Annotated in this window: 15 protein-coding genes and 1 pseudogene; 8 read left to right on the top strand and 8 right to left on the bottom strand. The window is 71.2% G+C overall.

Annotated features, from left to right (window positions below; translation table 11 throughout):
- Positions 1–80: 80 nt before the first annotated feature.
- From AB0K12_RS28815 to AB0K12_RS28800, 4 genes and pseudogenes are all read right to left on the bottom strand, one after another.
- Positions 81–284 (bottom strand): hypothetical protein, encoded by a 204-nt coding sequence (locus AB0K12_RS28815; protein ID WP_364567759.1) that lies wholly within the window; start codon positions 282–284, stop codon positions 81–83.
- Positions 251–658, bottom strand: coding sequence for an MFS transporter (locus AB0K12_RS28810; protein WP_364567756.1), 408 nt, complete (start codon positions 656–658; stop codon positions 251–253). Before AB0K12_RS28810 ends, AB0K12_RS28815 begins: the two co-directional genes overlap by 34 nt.
- 43 nt (positions 659–701) lie before the next feature.
- Positions 702–914: pseudogene (locus AB0K12_RS28805) on the bottom strand (FCD domain-containing protein); the annotation flags it as partial.
- Between the two features lie 19 nt (positions 915–933).
- Complete coding sequence (locus AB0K12_RS28800; RefSeq protein ID WP_364567753.1) at positions 934–1,914, bottom strand: WYL domain-containing protein; 981 nt, start codon at positions 1,912–1,914, stop codon at positions 934–936.
- Between the two features lie 147 nt (positions 1,915–2,061).
- On the opposite strand from AB0K12_RS28800, the gene AB0K12_RS28795 reads away from it, so the two are divergent.
- Both AB0K12_RS28795 and AB0K12_RS28790 read left to right on the top strand, forming a co-directional pair.
- Positions 2,062–3,165, top strand: coding sequence for a winged helix DNA-binding domain-containing protein (locus tag AB0K12_RS28795; RefSeq protein ID WP_364567750.1), 1,104 nt, complete (start codon positions 2,062–2,064; stop codon positions 3,163–3,165).
- A 176-nt stretch (positions 3,166–3,341) separates the two neighbouring features.
- Positions 3,342–5,018, top strand: a complete 1,677-nt coding sequence (locus tag AB0K12_RS28790) for an AMP-binding protein (RefSeq protein ID WP_364567748.1) — start codon at positions 3,342–3,344, stop codon at positions 5,016–5,018.
- Here AB0K12_RS28790 and AB0K12_RS28785 read toward each other — a convergent pair.
- Positions 4,960–5,472 (bottom strand): GNAT family N-acetyltransferase, encoded by a 513-nt coding sequence (locus AB0K12_RS28785; RefSeq protein ID WP_364567745.1) that lies wholly within the window; start codon positions 5,470–5,472, stop codon positions 4,960–4,962. The two genes, AB0K12_RS28790 and AB0K12_RS28785, sit on opposite strands and share 59 nt — an antisense overlap.
- A 64-nt stretch (positions 5,473–5,536) precedes the next feature.
- Entirely contained in the window at positions 5,537–6,103 is a 567-nt protein-coding gene (locus AB0K12_RS28780; protein WP_364567742.1) for a TetR family transcriptional regulator C-terminal domain-containing protein, read from the bottom strand.
- Between the two features lie 121 nt (positions 6,104–6,224).
- Here AB0K12_RS28780 and AB0K12_RS28775 point away from each other — a divergent pair, with 121 nt between their 5' ends.
- From AB0K12_RS28775 to AB0K12_RS28760, 4 genes are all read left to right on the top strand, one after another.
- On the top strand, positions 6,225–6,893 hold the full coding sequence (locus tag AB0K12_RS28775) for an HAD-IB family phosphatase (protein ID WP_364567739.1): 669 nt from the start codon (positions 6,225–6,227) through the stop codon (positions 6,891–6,893).
- A 62-nt stretch (positions 6,894–6,955) separates the two neighbouring features.
- A complete protein-coding gene (locus AB0K12_RS28770) occupies positions 6,956–7,726 on the top strand; it encodes an SDR family NAD(P)-dependent oxidoreductase (RefSeq protein WP_364567736.1) in 771 nt (256 codons plus the stop codon).
- Between the two features lie 127 nt (positions 7,727–7,853).
- Positions 7,854–9,836 (top strand): hypothetical protein, encoded by a 1,983-nt coding sequence (locus tag AB0K12_RS28765; protein ID WP_364567733.1) that lies wholly within the window; start codon positions 7,854–7,856, stop codon positions 9,834–9,836.
- 257 nt (positions 9,837–10,093) lie between these two features.
- Positions 10,094–14,383, top strand: a complete 4,290-nt coding sequence (locus AB0K12_RS28760; protein WP_364567730.1) for a WD40 repeat domain-containing protein — start codon at positions 10,094–10,096, stop codon at positions 14,381–14,383.
- 1,496 nt (positions 14,384–15,879) lie between these two features.
- On the opposite strand, the gene AB0K12_RS28755 is transcribed toward AB0K12_RS28760, so the two are convergent.
- Entirely contained in the window at positions 15,880–16,461 is a 582-nt protein-coding gene (locus tag AB0K12_RS28755; protein WP_364567728.1) for a hypothetical protein, read from the bottom strand.
- A gap of 7 nt (positions 16,462–16,468) precedes the next feature.
- Between AB0K12_RS28755 and AB0K12_RS28750 the strand changes: the two genes are divergently transcribed.
- Together AB0K12_RS28750 and AB0K12_RS28745 are read left to right on the top strand one after the other, a co-directional pair.
- Positions 16,469–16,903: a hypothetical protein gene (locus tag AB0K12_RS28750; protein ID WP_364567725.1), complete on the top strand. Its 435-nt coding sequence runs from the start codon at positions 16,469–16,471 to the stop codon at positions 16,901–16,903.
- 229 nt (positions 16,904–17,132) lie between these two features.
- Positions 17,133–17,735, top strand: a complete 603-nt coding sequence (locus AB0K12_RS28745) for a superoxide dismutase (protein ID WP_364567722.1) — start codon at positions 17,133–17,135, stop codon at positions 17,733–17,735.
- Positions 17,736–17,797: 62 nt separating this feature from the next.
- Here the strand turns inward: AB0K12_RS28745 and AB0K12_RS28740 are convergent, their stop codons facing one another.
- Entirely contained in the window at positions 17,798–19,348 is a 1,551-nt protein-coding gene (locus AB0K12_RS28740) for a DUF885 domain-containing protein (protein ID WP_364567719.1), read from the bottom strand.
- Positions 19,349–19,434: the final 86 nt, after the last annotated feature.

Below are 19,434 nucleotides of genomic sequence, written 5' to 3'. Positions count from 1 at the left end.
ATTACCCTCCGCAACATCACTCACCGTAACCGTCGGTGACGTTGCGCTGTCGCGGGCTCGGCCGGCTTCTATCGCTGCGGCTAGGTACGCGCGGTCACTCTCACGCCGGTCGCGACCACCGCCAGGCAGATCAGCGCCACGCCGGCCACCGCCACCAGCATGATCGGGTACGACAGCCACGCCGACAATCCGGCCAGCAGGGCAGACGCCAGGCCCCACTCCCCCACACGGGTGTCCACGAGCTGCGGCATCACCGCGTACGCCAGCCCGGCCGCCCCGAACACCCACGGCGCCATAGGCAGCGCCACCAGCCAGAACCGCCGCCGCGCCGGGGCCGACACGCGCAGATCGCCCACGCGCTCTGGGCGCCGAAGCACAGCACGAGGCTCGCCGGCGCCGACGCCGCCGTGCCCGCCGCGAGCACGGGACGCCGGCCGCGCCGGTCCGACACCGGTCCGGCCAGGAGGAGGCCGGGGACGAGGCCGACGACGTACGCGCCGAGGAAGGCGTCCACGTCGAGCGTGGAGTAGCCGCCGAGGCGGCGGTTCATGAGCAGCAGCGGCGTGAACTGGTTACCGCCCCACCCGCACAGGAGCATCGCCACCGCCACGACCCGCCAGGAGAACGAGCGGCGGGCGGCCGGCTGGGTTTCGAGCATGGAAGGAGGAACTTTCGAGGTCGTGACGGGCAGGCGCGAAAGGTCAGTGCGGGGTGCCGTGGGTGACCGTCAGGTGGGCCTCGAGGGCGGCGGCGAAGGCGGAGGTGTCGCCGGCACGCAGATGCTCAAGGAGGGTCTCGTGCTCGCCCGCCAGCAGCGGCAGCCGCTCGGAACGCAGCCGCAGGGCCGAGATGCTCATGCGGCGCTGACGGTCGCCGAGGGTGGCGTAGAAGCGGCCCGCCAGCCGGCCATCAGCCCGAGATGCAAGCTTGTATCTATGATGCGGCGGCGCGGGAGAAGCGTTCGGCGAGGTGGGCGAAGGCGGCCTTCAGCTCGGGCGGCCCGACCACCTCGATGTCGGCGTCGAACCTCCCGAGCGCCGCGGCCAGCCCCGGCCACGACCACGAACCCAGGACGAGCCGGCACCGATCCGGCCCGAGCGCCTCGGCCAGCCCTTCGCGGGTGTATCGGGACACGACGTCGGCGGGCAGATCGAGAATCACCTCACCCCGGCACGGCCAGTCCGCCCCCGATGTGGGGCTCGGGTCGGGGGCGCCGCGGAAGCGGGCGGCGACGAAGGCGGCCACGTCACCGCCGGGCAGCTCGCGCGGGGTGAAGCGGGGGCCGTTCGGGGTGCGCGGGGTGATGCGGTCGGCACGGAACGTCCGCCAGTCGTCGCGGTCGAGGTCCCAGGCGACGAGATACCAGCGCCCGCCCCAGGTGACGAGGTGGTGCGGCTCCACCCGCCGCGGCACCTCCTCCTCCTCCGAGGAGCGGTAGCCGAAGCGGAGGACCTCGTGGTCGTGGACGGCGGTGCTGACGGCCATGAGGACGCCGGTGTCCACGGCCGGGGCGGGCCGGTCGGTGGGGCGTCCGACGGCGGTGACGCGTACGGTGTCGATGCGGCGGCGCAGCCGGGACGGCATGACCTGCCGCACGGTCGTGAGCGCCCGCGCCGCGGCCTCCTCGATGCCCGCGCCCGCGGCGGTGGCGAGCTGGAGCGCGACGGCCACCGCCACGGCCTGCTCGTCGTCGAACAACAACGGCGGCAACTGCGCACCCGCCCCCAGCCGATAGCCCCCGTCCGGCCCCTTGAAGGTCACGATGGGATAGCCCAGCTCACGCAGCCGGTCGACGTCGCGCCGGACGGTACGCGGGCTGACGTCCAGCCGCTCGGCCAGCAGCGCCCCCGGCCAGTCGCGGCGGGACTGCAGCAGGGAGAGCAGGGCCAGCAGGCGTGCGGAGGTCTTCTGCATGCCTGCCATGATGCCCGCGATAGCGGCCACACCCTGTCCCCTTCTCCTGCCAAGATCCGTGCCGCTTGAGAAGCGGCCACGACCTGGCCGCAATCCCTGCCAGAGTTGTCGGTGTAGCGCCGGTCTCGTACCCCCAGAAGGATGCTCATGGTCGTTCTCAGCACGCGGGCGCTCAACCGCGCCACGCTGGCCCGGCAGTCCCTGCTCGAACGGGCCGCCGTACCGGCTCTCAACGCGGTCGCGCACCTGTGCGGGCTGCAGGCGCAGGAGCCGCAGGAGCCGTTCGTGGGGCTCTGGTCGCGGTTGTCGGCGTTCGGCCCTGAGGCGCTGTCGGGCCTGCTGACGGGACGGCAGGTCGTCCGCGTCCACCTCATGCGCAGGACCGTGCACCTCGTCACCGCCGAGGACGCCCTGGCCTGGCGGGCCCGCCATGACGGGATGCTGCGGCAGAAGGTGCTCACCACGTACCGGCGGGAGCTGGCCGGCGTCGACGTGGAGAAGCTGCGCGAAGCGGCCCTGGAGATCATGGCGGACGGCGAGCCGCGCTCGATGGGCGAGATGGGACGCGCGCTGGCCGAGCGCTGGCCTGACCCGGGCCCGCGGCCGCTGGGCGAGCTGGCGATGGCCGCGCTGGTCCCGGTGGTGCAGCTGCCGCCGCGCGGGTTGTGGCGGACGACGGCGGGGGTGCGGAACGCGCTGCTGGAGTCGTGGCTGGGCAAGGAGATCGAGCCGCTGCCTGCCGACGGCTCCGACCTCGTGGGGCGGCAGCTCGTCCGTCGTTACCTCGCCGCCTACGGCCCCGCCGCCGGCGCCGACCTGCGCGCCTGGTGCGGCCTGACCGGGCTGCCGGCCGCGGTGGCCGCCGTGCGGGACGAGCTGGTCACGTTCAAGGACGAGCGCGGGCGGATGCTGCTCGACCTGCCGGACGCGCCGCTCCCCGACCCCGGCGCGCCTGCGCCCGTACGCTTCCTGCCCGCCTTCGACAACGCGATCCTCGGCTACGACGACCGTACGCGGATCATCGACGACGCCCACCGGAACCTGTCGGTCAGCGGAGCCCGCGTGGTCCTTGTGGACGGCCGGGTGTCCGCCACCTGGACCACCCCCAAGGGTTCGGGCGCGGTGGCCGTCACCCCTCTGCGTGATCTCACGGCGGCCGAGCGGGCCGAGCTGGTCGAGGAGGGGCAGGCGCTGGCGTCGTTCCTGTCGGACGGCGAGACCGACGAGGTCCGCCTCACCGAACCCGCCTGACCGTCCCAGGACCGCCGCCACCCGACCGCCGGGAGTCCCGGTGCGATATACGTCATTTGTCGTGCCCGGCACCGGGCATCCGCCCGTGTCCCGGGAGGCGGCGGCGCGCCTACGGTAGGTCCGTCGCGCGAGGTCCCGCCCCCGGCCGAGGGGGCTGAGCAGCAAGGACGATGGTGATGGACGTCTCCTTCGCCACGATCTGGGAGGCCGTCGCCCGCAGGTTGCCCGGCGTGGTGGCCGTCCAGGAGCCGGGCCGGGAGCTGACGTACGCCGAGTTCGACGACCGGGCGGCGCGGCTGGCGGAGGCGCTGGTGAGGGCGGGGGTGGGACCGGGCGGCAGGGTGGCGTGCCATCTCCACAACGGGGCCGCGTACCTGGAGACCGTGTTCGCCGCGCTGAAGATCGGCGCGGTGCCGGTCAACGCCAACTACCGCTACACCGGCAAGGAGCTGTCGGGGCTGCTGACGGATGCCGGCGCGGAGGCGATCGTGTTCAGCGGGTCACTCGCCGCCGGGGTCGAGGAGGCGGCCCGCACAGTGCCCACGCTGCGCCTGCTCGTACGAGTTGATCGCCCCGGCCAAGCGGCGGCGCACGAGCAGATACTCCTCGACGTTCCCGGCCGGATATCTGCCGACTTGGACGACCTGATCGCGGCCACGCCACCAAGACCGGCGGGGCCGCGCCCCGGCTCCGACCAGATGTTCCTCTACACCGGCGGCACCACAGGCCGCCCCAAGGGGGTGGTGTGGCGGCTGGCGGACCTGCTGCACTCCCTGGCCGTCCCGGTCTTCGGCCCGCTCGGCGTACAGGGGCTGCCCGCCACGCTGGAGGAGGCCGTGGAGATCGCGGTGGCGGCGCACGAGGACGGGCGAGCTCCGGCGACGCTGCCGGTGGCGCCGCTCATGCACGCCACCGGCCTGTTCAACGCGATGGGCGCCCTGCTGACCGGCGGCCGGGTGGTGACCACGCGGCCGGGCGGGCTCGACGCGCGGCACGTCTGGGAGACGGTGGCGGAACGGCGCGTGCGTACGGTGATCGTGGCGGGCAACGCGGTCTGCGCCCCGCTGGTGGCCGAACTCCAAGCAGGACGGTCCCACGACCTGAGCTCGCTCACCTCCCTGATCAGCTCGGGCAGCGCACTGAGCGACGACCTCAAACAGGTTCTCCACGAACGCGCCGACGTCACGATCTTCGACGCGATCGCCTCCAGCGAGGGCGGGCCGTTCGCCTTCGCGGTCACGTCATCGGCCGCCGACCTGCCCGCCCGTTTCTTCCCCGTACCGGGCACCAAGGTCATCACCCCGGACGGCCGGCAGCTCACGCCGGGCAGCGACGAGACGGGCGTGCTCGCGTACGCGGGCCCGATGCCCCTCGGCTATCACGGCGACCCGGCCAGGACGGCGGCCACGTACCGCGTCATCGACGGCGTCCGCCACGCGATCCCCGGCGACCTGGCCCGGCTGGAGGCGGACGGCGCGATCCGCTTCCTCGGCCGCGGCTCCTCCGTGATCAACACCGGTGGCGAGAAGGTCTACCCGCAGGAGGTCGAGACCGCCTTGCTCACCCACCCCGACGTGACCGACTGCGTGGTGGTGGGCCTGCCGGACGAGACGTGGGGCGAGCGCGTCGCGGCGGTGGTGGCCAGCACGAGCCCGACCCTGACCGAGGACATTCTCCGCGAGTGGGCACGAAAGGACCTGGCCGGATACAAGGTCCCCCGCCACATCCTCCTCCGGCCCGCCCTTCCCCGCTCTCCGGCGGGCAAGCTGGAACTGGCCTGGGCCAGACGCGTCCTCACAGATCACGAAAGTAGTGGTCATACCAGGTGCCGTCCTCGTCCTGGCTCCGCCTGACGTACCGGAAGCCGGACCGCTGGGCGACGGCGATGGACGGGGCGTTCTCCGGCTCCGCCCGGATCAGCGCCCGTGTCGCCCCTTCCGAGGCCGCGAACCGGCAGGCCAGGTGGACCGCGCGGGTGGCCAGGCCGCGTCCCCGCCACTGCGGATAGAGCCCGTAGGCGAGGTTCACCTGGTCATCGGACGGCTCCTCCGTCCCGAACCGCACGTCCATGGTGCCCACCAGGTCTTGATGGCCGACGACGTGGATTCCGAAGGCGCGATGCGGGCCCTTGGTGGCCCACAGCTTCATGCAGCCCCGTATGTACTCCTCGGTGTCAGCCCGGTTGCTCGGCCCGCCGTTGAGCCACCGTACGAGCTGATCATCTTCACCGGCCAGATGCGCATCGAGATCGTCCAGACACAGCGGGGAAAGGGTGACGACACCGTCGGACAGCGATGAGACGCCCATCTGTCGATGTGTAGCCGCCGATACCCGCACGAGCAACTGAATATCGGCTGGAACCGGCCGCTGATCAGCGCGTGATCAATCCGAGTGCCGCGTCCAGCGCCGCGAGCTGCGGGACGGCTTCCCCGTTCGAGGCGGCGGCTGCGGGATCCAGCATGATGGCCCACATCAGGCCGTCGATGATCGCCAGAATGAGACAGGCGAGCGCTTCAGGATCCTGTTTCAGGCCCACCTCTCCGGTGCCGCGCGCGTACCGCAGGGCCTGGTCCAGGTTGCCGAGCGCCTCCTTGTGCAATTCCGCGATCACCTCGCCGAAGTCCGGCCGCACGGCGGCCCTGGCGTAGAAGGCGGCCCAGGCGCGGGCCTCACCCAGCCTGGCCGAATCCAGGGGCAGCGGCTGCAGGATCGTGGCGCGCAGCGCGTCGGCGAACGTCATCCCGTCCGGGCCGCCCAGGCGGATCCCGTCCAGACGCCGCCTGGCCGACTCGACCACGCAGAGCGGGCCGAAGTGCAGCACCTCGTCCTTGGTGCGGAAGTAGCGCTGCACCGCGCCGACCGAGCAGCCCGCCTCAGCGGCGAACCAGGCACGCCGCCGTCGCGGGAGGAGGCCGCGCGCGTCTCCCCGGTCAACCACCCGCGCCGAGGGCTCCCGCCCACCCTGCTCGTCCAGGGCGGGCGCGAGATCCGGTGACTTCGACGCCTTGGATACGCTTCCTACCGGAACACGACGAGCGGGACGGGGCGAGACGGGGAACGTGCGGCACGAGATTGACGGGGGGACGCGGGCGGCGTCCCTGCACGTGTTCGACATGGACGGCACGCTGCTCACCGGCTCGTCGGCCAGCCTGCAGATCGCCCGCGGGCTCGGCACGTACGACGAACTGGTCGAACTGGAGGCCAGGTTCGCGGCCGGCGAGATCGACACGCGGGGCTTCGCCGCCGCCATCCACGAACTGTGGCGCGAGCTGACGCAGGCCGCGGTGGCCGAGGCGTTCGCGGCCAGCCCGTGGCTGAACGGCATCGAGCAGGTCTGCCGCGACATCCGCGAACGCGGCGAGCGCTCCGCCGTCATCACCATGTCGCCGGACTTCTTCGCTCGCCACCTGCTCGACCTGGGCTTCGACGAGGTGGTAGCGTCCCGGTTCCCGGCGCCGCCGTTCGCCGAACCGCTCGACCCCGCCGCCATCCTCACCCCTGCCGACAAGGTCGACATCACCGAGGAGTTGCGCCTGCGCTTCGGCCTGCCGTACGAGCGGTGCGTCGCCTACGGCGACTCCATGTCGGACGCGCCGCTGTTCCGCCGTCTGACCAACACGGTCGCGGTGAACGCCGATCACCACCTCGCCGACCTGGCCGCGCTCAGCTACCGGGGCGGCGACCTGACGGAGGCGTACGAGCTGGGCCGCTCCCTCCTGCCCCCTTGACACCCTGCGCCACCCGGGCAGAAGCTCTATTTCAGAACATTGTTCTAAAATGGGGAGTGGCCATGGGCGAACTGGACGGGCGAGTCGCGATCGTCACCGGAGCCAGCAGGGGCATCGGAGCCGCGATCGCCGAGGCGTTCGGCGCGGCAGGCGCCCAGGTGGCGGCCACCGCCCGCACCCTGGAAGAAGGCGCCAGCCGCCTGCCCGGCACCCTCCGCGACACGGTCGGCCGCATCCGCGACACCGGCGGCACCGCCGAGCCCTTCGCCGCCGACCTGTCGATCCCCGACGACAGAACTCGATTGGTGAAGCAGGTGCTCGACCGCTTCGGCAAGGCCGACATCCTGATCAACAACGCCGCCGTCACGTTCTTCACCCCCGTCGCGGACTTCACCCCCCGCCGCATGGCGCTGATGTTCGAGGTGCAGGTCAACGCCCCCACCCACCTCGCCCAACTCGTCATCCCCGGCATGCGCGAACGCGGCCAAGGCTGGATCCTCAACATCAGCTCGGTGGCCGCCCGCCACCCGTCCTTGCCCCCGGGCCCGATGGCGGGCTTGGGCGCCACCGTGTACGGCATGTGCAAAGCCGCCCTCGAACGCCTCACCACAGGTCTCGCCGCCGAACTGTACGCCGACAACATCGCCGTGAACTGCCTCTCCCCCACCCAGGTCGTCCCCACACCGGGCACCGTCTTCCACGGCCTGACCACCGACAACGACCCGAACGCCGAGCCCCCGGAAGTGATGGCCACCGCCGCCCTGGCCCTGTGCCGCGCCCCGGCAAGCGCACTCTCCGGCCGCATCGCCTACTCCCAGGACCCGCTCCCTTGACCACCCTGCCGTTCAATCCCAGACGGGTCGATGACCGGAAACCCGGTTGACGGTGTGGTTGCCAAGCACGGTGGTGACCTTGGAGCATCTCCTTACCGATGCAGGCGACGTTCCCGGGAGCGGCCCCATGATCACCGAAGATCTGTCCGAACCGGAGATCGCCCTCTGGAGGGCGTATCCCGCGGCGCGTCCGGTGAATCTCTCCGGCTCTCCCGTCCGGGCGACGGTCATCGCCAGGCTGCTGCTCGGCGCGCTCGACGATCTTCCCGGGCAGACGCCGGGCCTGCGCCTGTCCGGGGCTCGGATCACGGGCCGGCTGGACCTGTCGTACGCCGAGGTGCGCCACCCGCTGATCCTGACCGACTGCGACTTCGAGGAGGCCCCCGTCCTCACCGGCGCCCGCACCGGCCTGGTGCGCCTCGCGGCCTGCCGCTTACCGGGGCTGCCGGCCGGGAACGCGGTGATCGGCGGCGGTCTGCGCCTGGAGGGATGCAGGCTGGACGGCCCGCTGCAGCTCGGCGGCGCGCACGTCAACGGGGTGATGGAGCTGAGCGGCACGGCGATCCACGCCGACCCGGCGGTCGACGCCGCGGGCCTGATCGTCGATCGGGACCTGTTGTGCGCGAACGCCGTCCTCGACGGCGAGTCGCACCTCGCGGGCGCCAGGATCGCCGGGACGATGATCCTCGACGGCGCGCAGGTCGGCAGCGTGGACGGCCGCAGCCTCACCGCCGACGGCATCGTCATCGAGGGCGGACTGTCCTGCGGACGAGGCTTCCGTTCATTCGGTGAGGTGAGCGTGCAGGATGCCCGGGTGGGACGGAAGTGCGCGTTCAGCGGCGCCCGGCTGTCCAACCCGTCCGGCATCGCCCTCAACGCGGAGCGGCTCTCCGTCGAGGGCGGGCTGCACCTCGACGAGGGCTTCGCCGCCGAGGGCGAGGTCCTCCTGCGCGGGGCGCGCGTGACCGGCCAGCTCTCCCTGGCTCATGCGACCCTCGTTCACCCCGGGGGACGCGCGCTCAACGCGCCGCTGATGGAGATCGGCAGCGGACTGCGAGCGACGCCGGGGTTCGTGGCGACCGGAGTGGTCTTCCTGGACTCGACGCAGGTCCGCGGCTCGCTCAACCTCGACGGCGGGAGGCTGTCCGACCCGGAGGGGACGGCGCTGTCCCTGCGCCGGCTCGGGGTGACCGGCAGGTTCAGCTGCGGCGACGGGTTCCGCGCCGACGGGGAGATCGTCCTCATCGACGCCAGGGTCGAGGGCAGCATGGAGTTCCACGGCGCAATCCTCAGCAATCCCGGGGCGCGGGTGCTGAGCCTGTGGGAGGTGAGCGTGGGCGGCGGCGTCGACTGCTGCGAGGGCTTCACCGCTCAGGGCGGCGTGTCCATCAGGGACTCCCGGATCGCGGGCGCGCTCTGCCTCGCGCACGCCACCATCGACGGCGACCTTCAGGTACGCCGCGTCCAGGCGGCCGCGCTGAAGACCGGACAGGAGACCTCGCTCCTCGGCGCCGCCGACCTCCGCCAGACCCGCGTCGGCGTGCTCGACGACGTCCCCGGCCGCTGGCCCGCCCACCTCCAGTTGAACGGCTTCACCTACGACAACCTGGAACACATCCTCCCCGTCCAGGAGCGCCTGAACTGGCTGGCCAAGGAGGACTACCTGCCGCAACCGTACGAGCAGCTGGCCACCGTCTACCGACGCCACGGCCACGACGAAGCCGCCCGCGACGTGCTGCTGGAGGGGCAGCGCCGCCGCCGCGCGGGCCAGCGCCTCGCCGCCCGGCTCTGGAGCCACCTGCAGGACTGGACCGTCGGTTACGGCTACCGCCCCCTCCGCGCCGCACTCTGGCTCGCGGCCCTCCTCCTCATCGGTACGTTCGTCTTCACCACCGACCACCCTCCGGCCTTCAAACCAGGCGAAGCACCCCCGTTCAACGCCTTCCTCTACACCCTGGACCTGCTCCTCCCGGTCATCAGCTTCGGCCAGGAGAGCGCCTTCGGCCCGCGCGGCACCCAGCAGTGGCTCGCCGCCACGATGATCGCCGCGGGCTGGCTCCTCGCGACGACCATCCTGGCCGGCCTCACCCGCGCCTTCTCCCGCCGCTGAGCCCTCGCAGTGAGGTGGACTGTACGGCCTCACCGTCGAGCGGCCGGATGCGCAGGCGACGCACGAGGTGGCCGCGCGACTCGGACCTCGTGCGCCGCTCGATGATCTGCTGATCCTGCGCGGACACGGCTACCACGAATACGTGGTCAGGCGGAAGCCCAGTTCCTGGAACGCGAGCCGGGCACCGGCCGATCACAGGTTCACGGCGGTTCGCCGCCCGGTGGATTCCGATGAGTGGGTGCGGTGATAGTGACGGTGTGGGCGAGGGACTAGACGACCGGGGCGATCAGTCGGAACTGATGCGGGCCGGAGTACGGGACAGGGTCGCGCGGCTGGCCCAGGCGGCGGGGAGCGGGACGCGGCGCTGGGCACCGCCGGTTCTCCTGGCGGCGTTGTCGGCAGGGGCTTTCACGCCCCTGCTGGTGTCGGTGATCGGTGGCGGGCCGGTGGCTGCGGCCGTCGTCGGCGCGGCCGCGGTGAACGCAGCGACCGCGGTCGGTGGCAACGTGCTGACCGATGTGATCAAGGCGGGGGTCGGCAGGATACGGGGCAAGGAAGTCACTGGTCAGGAGTTCCAGGAAAGCCTCGAACGGTGGATCCAGCAGGCGCTGGAGGAGAGCGGTCCGCAGGCGCGGAAGCTGAGGGCCGAGCTCGCAGGCATTCTGGCCAGGGTCGATGCGGTGGGTGCCGGCATCGTAGAGGTCGTACGCACAGGGAACCGGGAACTCCAGATTGCGCTGACATCGGGACTGGCCGAGCTTGCCGTGGAGTTCTCCGAGTTCGAGTTCGTGCTGGCCGAGATGGAGGCACAACTGCTGTCGATACGCGAGAGCGTGGATCGTGCCAGCGGCCTGCTGCTGAGGAACACCGCCGATCTCCAGGTGGCAGTGGGGTTGCAGTACCGGCAGGCGATCGACACCCGGCTGCTGCTGAACCAGGTGTCCATGATCGAACGCCGGACACGGGGCGTTCCGCATCCCGCGGCGGAAGATGCCACCGGCCCGTCACGGCGCTCGCCCGGGGAGTGCCCCTACCGGGGCTTGCAGGTCTTCGACGCGACCGACGGTGACCTTTTCTTCGGCCGGGAGTCCGCCACCGCCGAGTTGATGGCCGTGGTGGCGCAGCACCTCGCCGGGCCGGGCCTGGTCATCGTGACCGGCGCTTCGGGGGTTGGGAAGTCCTCGTTGCTGAGGGCCGGGCTGTTGCCCGCGCTGATGCGGGGGGAAGTTTCCGAGCAGGCCGGAGACTGGCCGTGGCACCTCCTGGAGCATCCTGCTCACTCCCCCTTGACGCAGCTGGCCACGCTGCTGGCCGGCCTGGCCGCTCTGGAGGCCCCGGCCGTGCTGGAAACCCTGACCGCCCGGCCCGATCAGGCACATCTGCTGGTGCGGCAGGCGGCGCAGGCCGACGCACGACGGCGGGGACTGCCCGAAGCGGTGGTGGACAGGAGCCGGTTGGTGCTCGTCGTGGATCAGTTCGAGGAGGTCTTCACCCCGCATGACGCGGACGCGGGTGAGGAGCGGGAGGCGTTCATCACCGCTCTGAGCGCGATCGCCACCCTCCCGTGTGGACCCCAGCAGACCCCCGCCGGACTGGTGGTGGCGGCGGTGCGCGGCAACCACATCGACAGATGCGCCGGCTACCCAGCACTCGCCGCTGCGCTGACCAGGCCGTTCGTGCTGGGACCGATGACGGAGAGCGAGCTGCGGCGGGCCATCACGCTGCCCGCGGCCGTCGCCGGTATCGGACTGGAACCCGGCCTGGCCGACACGATCCTGGCCGAGCTGCGTTCACGCCAGGGTGGCTACGACCCCGGAGCGCTGCCGCTGCTGTCGCAGGCCATGGTGACCACGTGGGAGCATCGCGAAGGCGATCGACTGACCGCTCACGGTTATGGCAGGACCGGCGGGGTCAACCGGGCGGTCGCGACGAGTGCCGAGGCCGCGTACACCGGTCTGGACGCGGCCGGGCAGGAACTGGCCCGGGCGGTGTTCCAGCGGCTGACCGCGACGTCCACGGAAGGCGAGCCGACCCGGCGCGCAGCCGGCCACGGGCGGCTGTGCGCCGACCTTCCTGGGGCTGATCGAGTGCTGGAGGCGTTCGCGCGGCGGCGGCTGCTGGTGATCGACGAAAAATGGGTGCAGATCGCCCATGACGCCCTGCTGGCTTCCTGGCCTCGGTTACGCGACTGGCTCAAGCCCGACCTTGCAACATATGCGCAGTACATTCAGCTGGTCCAGGACGCAGCCGCATGGGATGAGTCAGGGAGAAGGCCGGGGTATCTGTACCGGGGCGAGCGTCTGGCCGGACTGCTGCACGTGTTGCCCGGCTGGCGTGCCGACCCAGAGCGCCGGCCTGTGCTCACGCCCGTCGAGGAACAGTTCGTCGCCGAAGCCGTACGGGTCTCGGCCAGGGGGAGATTACTGCGGCGAGCAGCGGCGGGGACGCTGGTGGTCCTCACCATCGCCGCCGTGGGCGCGGCGGTCGTGGCCAGAGGGGAGAGCGACACCAGGCGCACCCAGCAGGGCATCGCCGTCTCGCGGCAGCTGGCCGCGCAGAGCATGGCGGTCGGTGACGGCGATCCGGTGATCTCCCGCCTCCTCGCCGTGACCGCGTGGCGCATCGCCCCGACGGATGAGGCGCGCTACAGCATGCTGACTGCGCTGACCAGGCCCGGCGTCGCACTCATCCGCGGTCAGCCGCCTATCGCGGTCAGCCCGGACGGGACGATGATCGCCTCCAGGGAGGGTCAGGGCATCCGGTTGTGGGATCCGGACACCGGACGTGCCCTGGGCGGCCCTTATCCGGGCCTGCCGGACGACTTCCTCCATAGCATGGCCTTCAGCCCGGACGGCCGTACCCTCGCGATAGGCGGCCCTGACCTGCGGCTGTGGGACGTGCCGAGCCACCGGTTCCCGCCGGGTTCCACCATCCGCTTCAACGAGTTCATCTATTCGGTGGCCTACAGCCCCGACGGCCGCATCCTGGCGGCCGCCGGCGCCGGAGACGTCATCCTGCTGGAAGCCAGCACCCACCGGGTGATCGACCGCTGGACGATCGGCGCTCCGTCGTCGGTCGCCTTCAACCGCGACGGCACCAGGCTGGCGATCGGGAACAGCGGAGGGCGGGTCCAAGTATGGGACGTCGCCCGAGGCAAGCCGGTGGGTCCGGCGTTCCGCGGATATACCGGCCAGGTGCATTCCGTGGCGTTCAGCCCGGACGGCCGTACGGTGGCCAGCGGCACCTTGGGCCGGATGAACACCTTCGAGACCGGCGCTGCCCTCTGGGTGTGGCAGCCGGGCCGAGATCGCCGCACCGCGCGGAAGCTGGTCTCCCAAGAGGACGCGGTGGAGGCCGTCGCCTACAGCCCCGACGGATCCGTCCTCGCCTCGGTCGGCGACGACCGGACAGTACGGCTGTGGGACGCCAGGACCGCGCGCCCGCTGGGCCGTACGCTCGGGCCGCACACCGGCCCGATCACCGACATCGCCTTCCTGCCTGACGGCCGCCTGCTCGCGGCGGCCAGCGACGACGGGACTATCCGTGTCTGGAACCTGCGCGCCGACCGGCAGCTTTCCGCTCCCATCGAGGACGTGGAAGGCATGGCGATGCTTCCTGCGGCCGGCGCGTTCGCGGCATGGTCCGGCCAGAGGTTGCGCCTGTGGGATCCGGGAACCGGACACCCGACGGGGCCCGCGCTGCGCTGGGACGGCGCCGTGTTCGGCGCGCTGGGTGCCGATGACACGGGCACGGTGGTCGCCGGAGACTCCGACGGAGATCTCTGGACATGGGAGGTGAACGCGCCCTCGCCGGCACCGCACCGCCTCGGCACACAGCCCGCCGCGGTGGCCTCGCTGGTGGTCAGCCCCGACGGCCGTACCTTCGTCACGACCGACCCCGACGGCGTCACCAGGATCTGGGATCGCGCCGGGCCCACCGCCTCGACCCTGTCGGGACGGCCTGACGGCCTGGCGTTCTCCCCGGACGGAAGATCACTGGCCGCCGGAGGGCCCGACGGCGACGTGCTCATCTGGGCCCTCGGCTCGAAACCGGCGGCGGGCGAGGTACGGGCGCGGCTGGCCGTGCCCATCACCGGCGTCGCGTTCTCCCCGGATGGCACGACCCTGGCAGTGGGAGCTTCCGATGGTCAGATTCGCCTGCTCGACCCGGCGACCGGCCGGGCCCGCGGCCGGCCGCTGCTCGGGCACACCGCGGCGGTGCGCGGCCTGGCCTTCAGCCCGGACGGTGGCGTCCTGGCGAGCGTGGGCGAGGACGCGACCGCTCGGTTGTGGGACGTGCGCACGGCCGGCGCCATTGGCGAACCCGTGAAGGGACCGGCGGGCGTCAGTCTCCAAGTGGGGTTCGCGGAGGGAGGGCGCGTGCTGGTGGTGCGCTGGTACAAGACCATCCACAGGTACGACGTCGCGTACCTCGCCGACCCCGCCACCTTCATCTGCGCCAAGGTGCAGAGATCCCTCACCCCGAGCGAATGGACGCAGCTCGTCCGGGACCCGCAGATCCCCTACCGGACGGCCTGCCGTGGCTGACGGCTCCCTTTCAAGAATTCAATGTGACTACAGCTGACAAATTCGTCTCGCACGCGGCCGATCTCGGAAGAAATGAACGCAGGTTAGCCCATCACGACCGGACCTCCGGCAGCCGACCATGGCCGATCTCAGGGTCACCTACGATCGGGCGGCGAACGCGGCTCATATACAACTCGCCGATCCGCAAATCCGCCCGAATATGGCAAGCAGGTGGTGCTGAACGCCAGGTCCAAGCCACCCGAGTACATGCTCGACGGCAGAGCACATCGATCTTGAAGGCACCTGACCTGTGGCGGCTGGCGGGAGGGCTCTCTCTCGCCACGATGCTGCCGGTTCTTGAAGTCGCCGGAGCTGCTCGCTTGGGAGAGACGCAGGCCGACGTCTCCGCATGGGCCGCTGCTGACACGCCCAGTGGCACGGCGAACGTTGCGTCGCTGCGAAGGTGGCGGCGCGAGATGGGCGTGCTGGAGGAGGCTTCCAGCCCTCCCGTACTTTCGATGACGGCCGCCGGAACAGCGATATGGGTGTCCTCACCTGAGCCGCCTGCACGAGATTCCGAACGGCGGGTCGTGTCGAGCATCGGGAATTTCTGGGCTTCCTGCGACCATGTGGTGCATTCGGGTGGTGGATTACTGCGGCCGGAATTCCGGGGGATCGAGACAACCCTGGAAGGGATGGAAGCGCTCTGGCGGGGTGGGGATGTTCGTCTCCTGTCCAAGGCGGGGCCGATGTTGCCGAGATATACGCACAGCGCCTGGCGAAAATCCGCGCGCATCATCCGAAGCGGCGGCGGACAGCGCGGGTCGTGGCGGAGTGCGCCGGCTGAGACGTGCGCTGACCTCCGTCCCACCCCCTTAATGCGGCGAGGCGGCCAGAGTATTTTTGGTAGATCTTTTTTCTCGTCCGCGTCGGCTGATGTGCCAACAGTGCCTCTACTGCTTGGGTTTCGCTCCCGGCAGGGCCATTGATCGCGCCGTGTGACCTGCGAGGACATCAGGTACGCTCGCTGCACCCCACATGCTCCCGGTTTATCCTCAACAGTCCTTTCTGCATGGTTAAGTCCGGTCTCGTCCCGGGAGGTCCCCCGCTTCCATGACGCACGATCTCCAGCAGTCCATCTCCTTCTTGACGGATCAGCCGGACCACCGGCCTCCCTATGACCACGTGGGTCCGCCGGAGCGCGAGCCCCATGATGGGCCGCGCACAGGCACGGACGATGCCCAGGGAAGGCACCAGGGCTCGCATGGGAAGGGCTCCGATTCTCACGAGTTCGGGTGGAAGGGCTCCCCGGAGGAGCCGGGCCTCTCGCCAGCTCCGGATCGTGGCGACAGCGGCCATGACGGCCCGAAGAGGGACGGATCCCATCAGCACGGATCCCATCAGCACGGATCCGATCAGGGCGGCTCCCATCAGGGCGGCTCCCACCACGAAGGTGGCGGTCCGTCGTCCGCGCCGACTCGTCCCGGGCCAGAGCCGACTCATACTCCGAGGCCGACTCATACTCCGAGTACGTCGCCGTCCGAGAGCACGCCACCATCCGGGACGCCGACACCCACCTCGACGTCGAGCGGGCCCGCCACCACGGGTACGCCGCAACCCACCGCTTCGGACACCCCGACGTCCACCGCGACGCCGTCGTCCACCCCGTCCGATTCGTCCTCCCCCACGCCCACGGTCACGGAGTCCCCTTCGGCCACCCCCACAGAAACCCCCACAGAGACTCCAACGGCGACCCCCACGGCATCCGACTCGGCGTCGCCCACGGAGACCGCGTCTGAGCCGTCATCGCCCGCGGAGACCGCAACGGCCTCCGACGCGCCGGCGCCCACCGAGAGCGCCGCGGCATCGGAGTCGCCGGCCGCTTCGACGGCCGGCGAAACCGAAGCGGCCGCCACGTCCACTTCAGGAGCGGCGGCGGGCACGTCGACGTCCACGTCACCCACGCCGGAGGCCGAGGAAGACGAGGGCAGCGCCGCGGCGCCGTCGGCGTCCACCACGGCTTCCAGCGCCGTCCCCACGCATCTCACCACCACGGTGGCCAACCCGCAGCGGGACGTCTCCACCACGATGGTGATCACCTCGACCGTGCTTCTCGTGGCCGCCGTGCTGGCCGTGCTCGCGGTCCTCGTGACCAGGTCCCGCCGGACCCGCCTGGCGACCCCGGAACCCGTCGCCGACCCCGTACCCCCACCGCCGGCACCGCGCCCCTACCCCGTGCAGGAGGACAACCCCTGGACGCGGCAACTCCTCGAAGCCCTCGAGAACGTCGTCGCCCTCGACGACCAGAACAAGGCGGACGACCCGCGCCCCGGCACCGGCTCACCCCCACCGGACTCCGACGCGGACCCTGAGGCCACCGCCGCCTGGAGGCCGCCCTTCGCGTCCTCTGAACCACCTGGGCCTCTGGAGTCCTGGTTCCAGCCCATGCCACGCGATCAGGACGGGAACGCCGCCCCATCCGAGAGCTCCGCCGACGATGACGACACCCGACCTGGGAGCACGGGTAACTCCACTCCGTAGCGGATGACGATGATCAGGCGCGCACCCGCCTTCGTGACGGTGATCGCTTCATGACGGTCGGCACACTCGCGTGTCGACGGAAACCGAAGGCCAACGCACCGGCAGCGATCATCGCCGGCGTCCTGGCGGCGATCGCCGCATGCATGAGGTCGTATCCGCGTCCGTGACGAGAGGCTAATTGCGGGTCTATCGTTGTTGCGAATAGTTCGCAACAATGATGAGGAGCGTCATGGGTCAGTACACGCTGCCCGACATGCCGTACGACTACGCCGCCCTGGAGCCCGCGATCACCGGCGAGATCCTGGAGCTGCATCACGCCAAGCACCACGCCGCGTACGTCAAGGGCGCCAACGACACCCTGGAGCGGCTGGCGGAGGCGCGGGACAAGGGTGAGTTCGGCGGGCTGGTCGGGCTGGAGAAGACGTTCGCGTTCAACCTGTCCGGGCACGTGCTGCACACGATCTTCTGGCAGAACCTGTCCCCCGACGGCGGCGACCGCCCCGACGGCGACCTGGCCGCGGCCATCGATGACCACTTCGGCTCGTTCGAGGCGTTCAAGAAGCAGTTGACCACCGCGACCAGCACGGTGCAGGGCTCGGGGTGGGGCGTGCTGGCGTGGGAGCCGCTCGGCCGGCGGCTCGTCGTCGAGCAGGTCTACGACCACCACGGCAACGTCGGCATGAACACCACCCCGCTGCTCGTCTTCGACGCCTGGGAGCACGCGTACTACCTGCAGTACCGTAACGTGCGGCCGGACTACGTGGAGAAGCTGTGGGACCTGATCGACTGGACCGACGTGATCGCCCGCTACGACGCCGCACGTAGCGCCTGACCCTGAGCCGGCGGCGCCCACCCGGCCCGAGCTTGGTCCGCGGGGCCAGGCGGGCGCCGCCTTCAGGAACCGGCCTCCTTCAGGGCCTCGACCAGGCCGTCCAGGCCGACGGGGCCGAGGCCGACGGCGGTGGTGTGCCAGCGCCGGAGGTCGAAGCCAGGGCGCCGGCTCGCCACCTGGCGGGCCGTCAGCCAGGCCCGCTCGCCGAGCTTGTACGAGATCGCCTGGGCGGGCCAGCCGAAGTAACGGGCGACCTCGGGACGGATCCGGTGCGCGGCGGCGTGGCCACGCTCGCGCAGCACCTCGCAGGCCGTGTCGAACGTCCATCGGGACCCGTCGGGCAGCGGCAGGTCCAGGTGGACGCCGATGTCGATGACGACGCGGGCCGCGCGCAGCGCCGACGCGGCCAGCATGCCGAGGCGGGTTCCCGGGTCGGAGAACCAGCCCAGCTCGTCGGCGAGGCGTTCGGCGTAAAGGGCCCAGCCCTCGCTGTGCGCGCTCACCCGGGACGTCTTCGCGAAGCGCGACAGCGTGTCCCCGGCCGCCATCATCCCGCCGATCTGCAAGTGGTGACCGGGCACTCCCTCATGGAAGACCGTCGTCAGCTCACGCCAGATCGCGAACCGTTCCCGGCCCGCCACCGGCCACCAGGTGCGGCCAGGCCGCGACAGGTCCTCCGTCGGAGGCGTGTAGTAGGGGGACCCGGCGGTGGAACCGGTGGCGATGACCACCTCGACCTCGCGCAACGGCTCGGCGATGTCGAAGTGCGTGCCATGCAGCGTGCTGATGGCGCGATCGTGCTGGTCCTGCAGCCAGCCCCGGTAGGCGTCCACCCCTGTCACACCGTGGGTCCGATCAAGGTGCGCGGCCACCTCCTCCCAGCTCGCGCCCGGGCGGATGCGCTCGATCTCGGCGGCCATCTCCGCCTCGATCCTGTCCAGTTCGGCCCAGCCCCACGCGTACGCCTCGGCCGGGTCGAGATCGGCGCCGAGGATCTGCCGGGCCGCCACGGCATAGCGTTCCGCCCCCACCCCGTCCCGTTCCGTCGCCCGGGGTGCGTAAGCCGTACGCAGGTAGCGGGCGGTCGCCGCGTAGGCCGCGTGCGCCGCGGCCGCCGCCTCGGCGAGCTCTCCGGCCTGGGGCCCGTCGCCATAGGACGCCACCAGCGCGTCGTGCACCCCCGCGAAACGCTCGGCCTGGTCGGCGGCCTCCAATGCCTGCCTCCGAGCCGCCACCAGACCTTTCTCCAGGCCGAGATCGAGGCTCGTACGCCAGCTCGCGAGCATCACCGGCACGGCCGCCAGGCGGGCGGCGACGTCGCGCCACCGGTCGTCGTCGCCGCGTGGCAGCAGGTCGACGCTGTCGCGGATGACGTTGATCAGCCCGAACTGGCCGCGCAGCATGCGCAGGGGCTCCCCGCTGTCGTGCCAGGCCAGCTGCGCTTCCAGCCGTTCCCGAAGGTGCGCGGCGGCGTGCCGATCGGCCTCCGAAGCAGGGCTCAGCCCGGCGAGCTCGGCCAGGGTGCGGCGGATCAGGTCGGCGCGGGCGGCATGGCCGTCGGGGCTGTAATCGGTGGCCGCGGCGAACTCACCGGTGACCCCACGGACTCCCATGCTGATCGGATCGAGGGCCGCCGACTTCCCGACATATCCCTCACAAAGCGCAAAAATCGGTGTCATCCGGACACAGTAACGGGGTC

It is taken from the genome of Nonomuraea sp. NPDC049419 (genome assembly GCF_040676995.1).
GTDB classification, from domain to species: domain Bacteria; phylum Actinomycetota; class Actinomycetes; order Streptosporangiales; family Streptosporangiaceae; genus Nonomuraea; species Nonomuraea salmonea.
The sequence above is the reverse complement of the archived record's forward strand: the minus strand, read 5'-3'. Positions and strand labels throughout refer to the sequence as shown.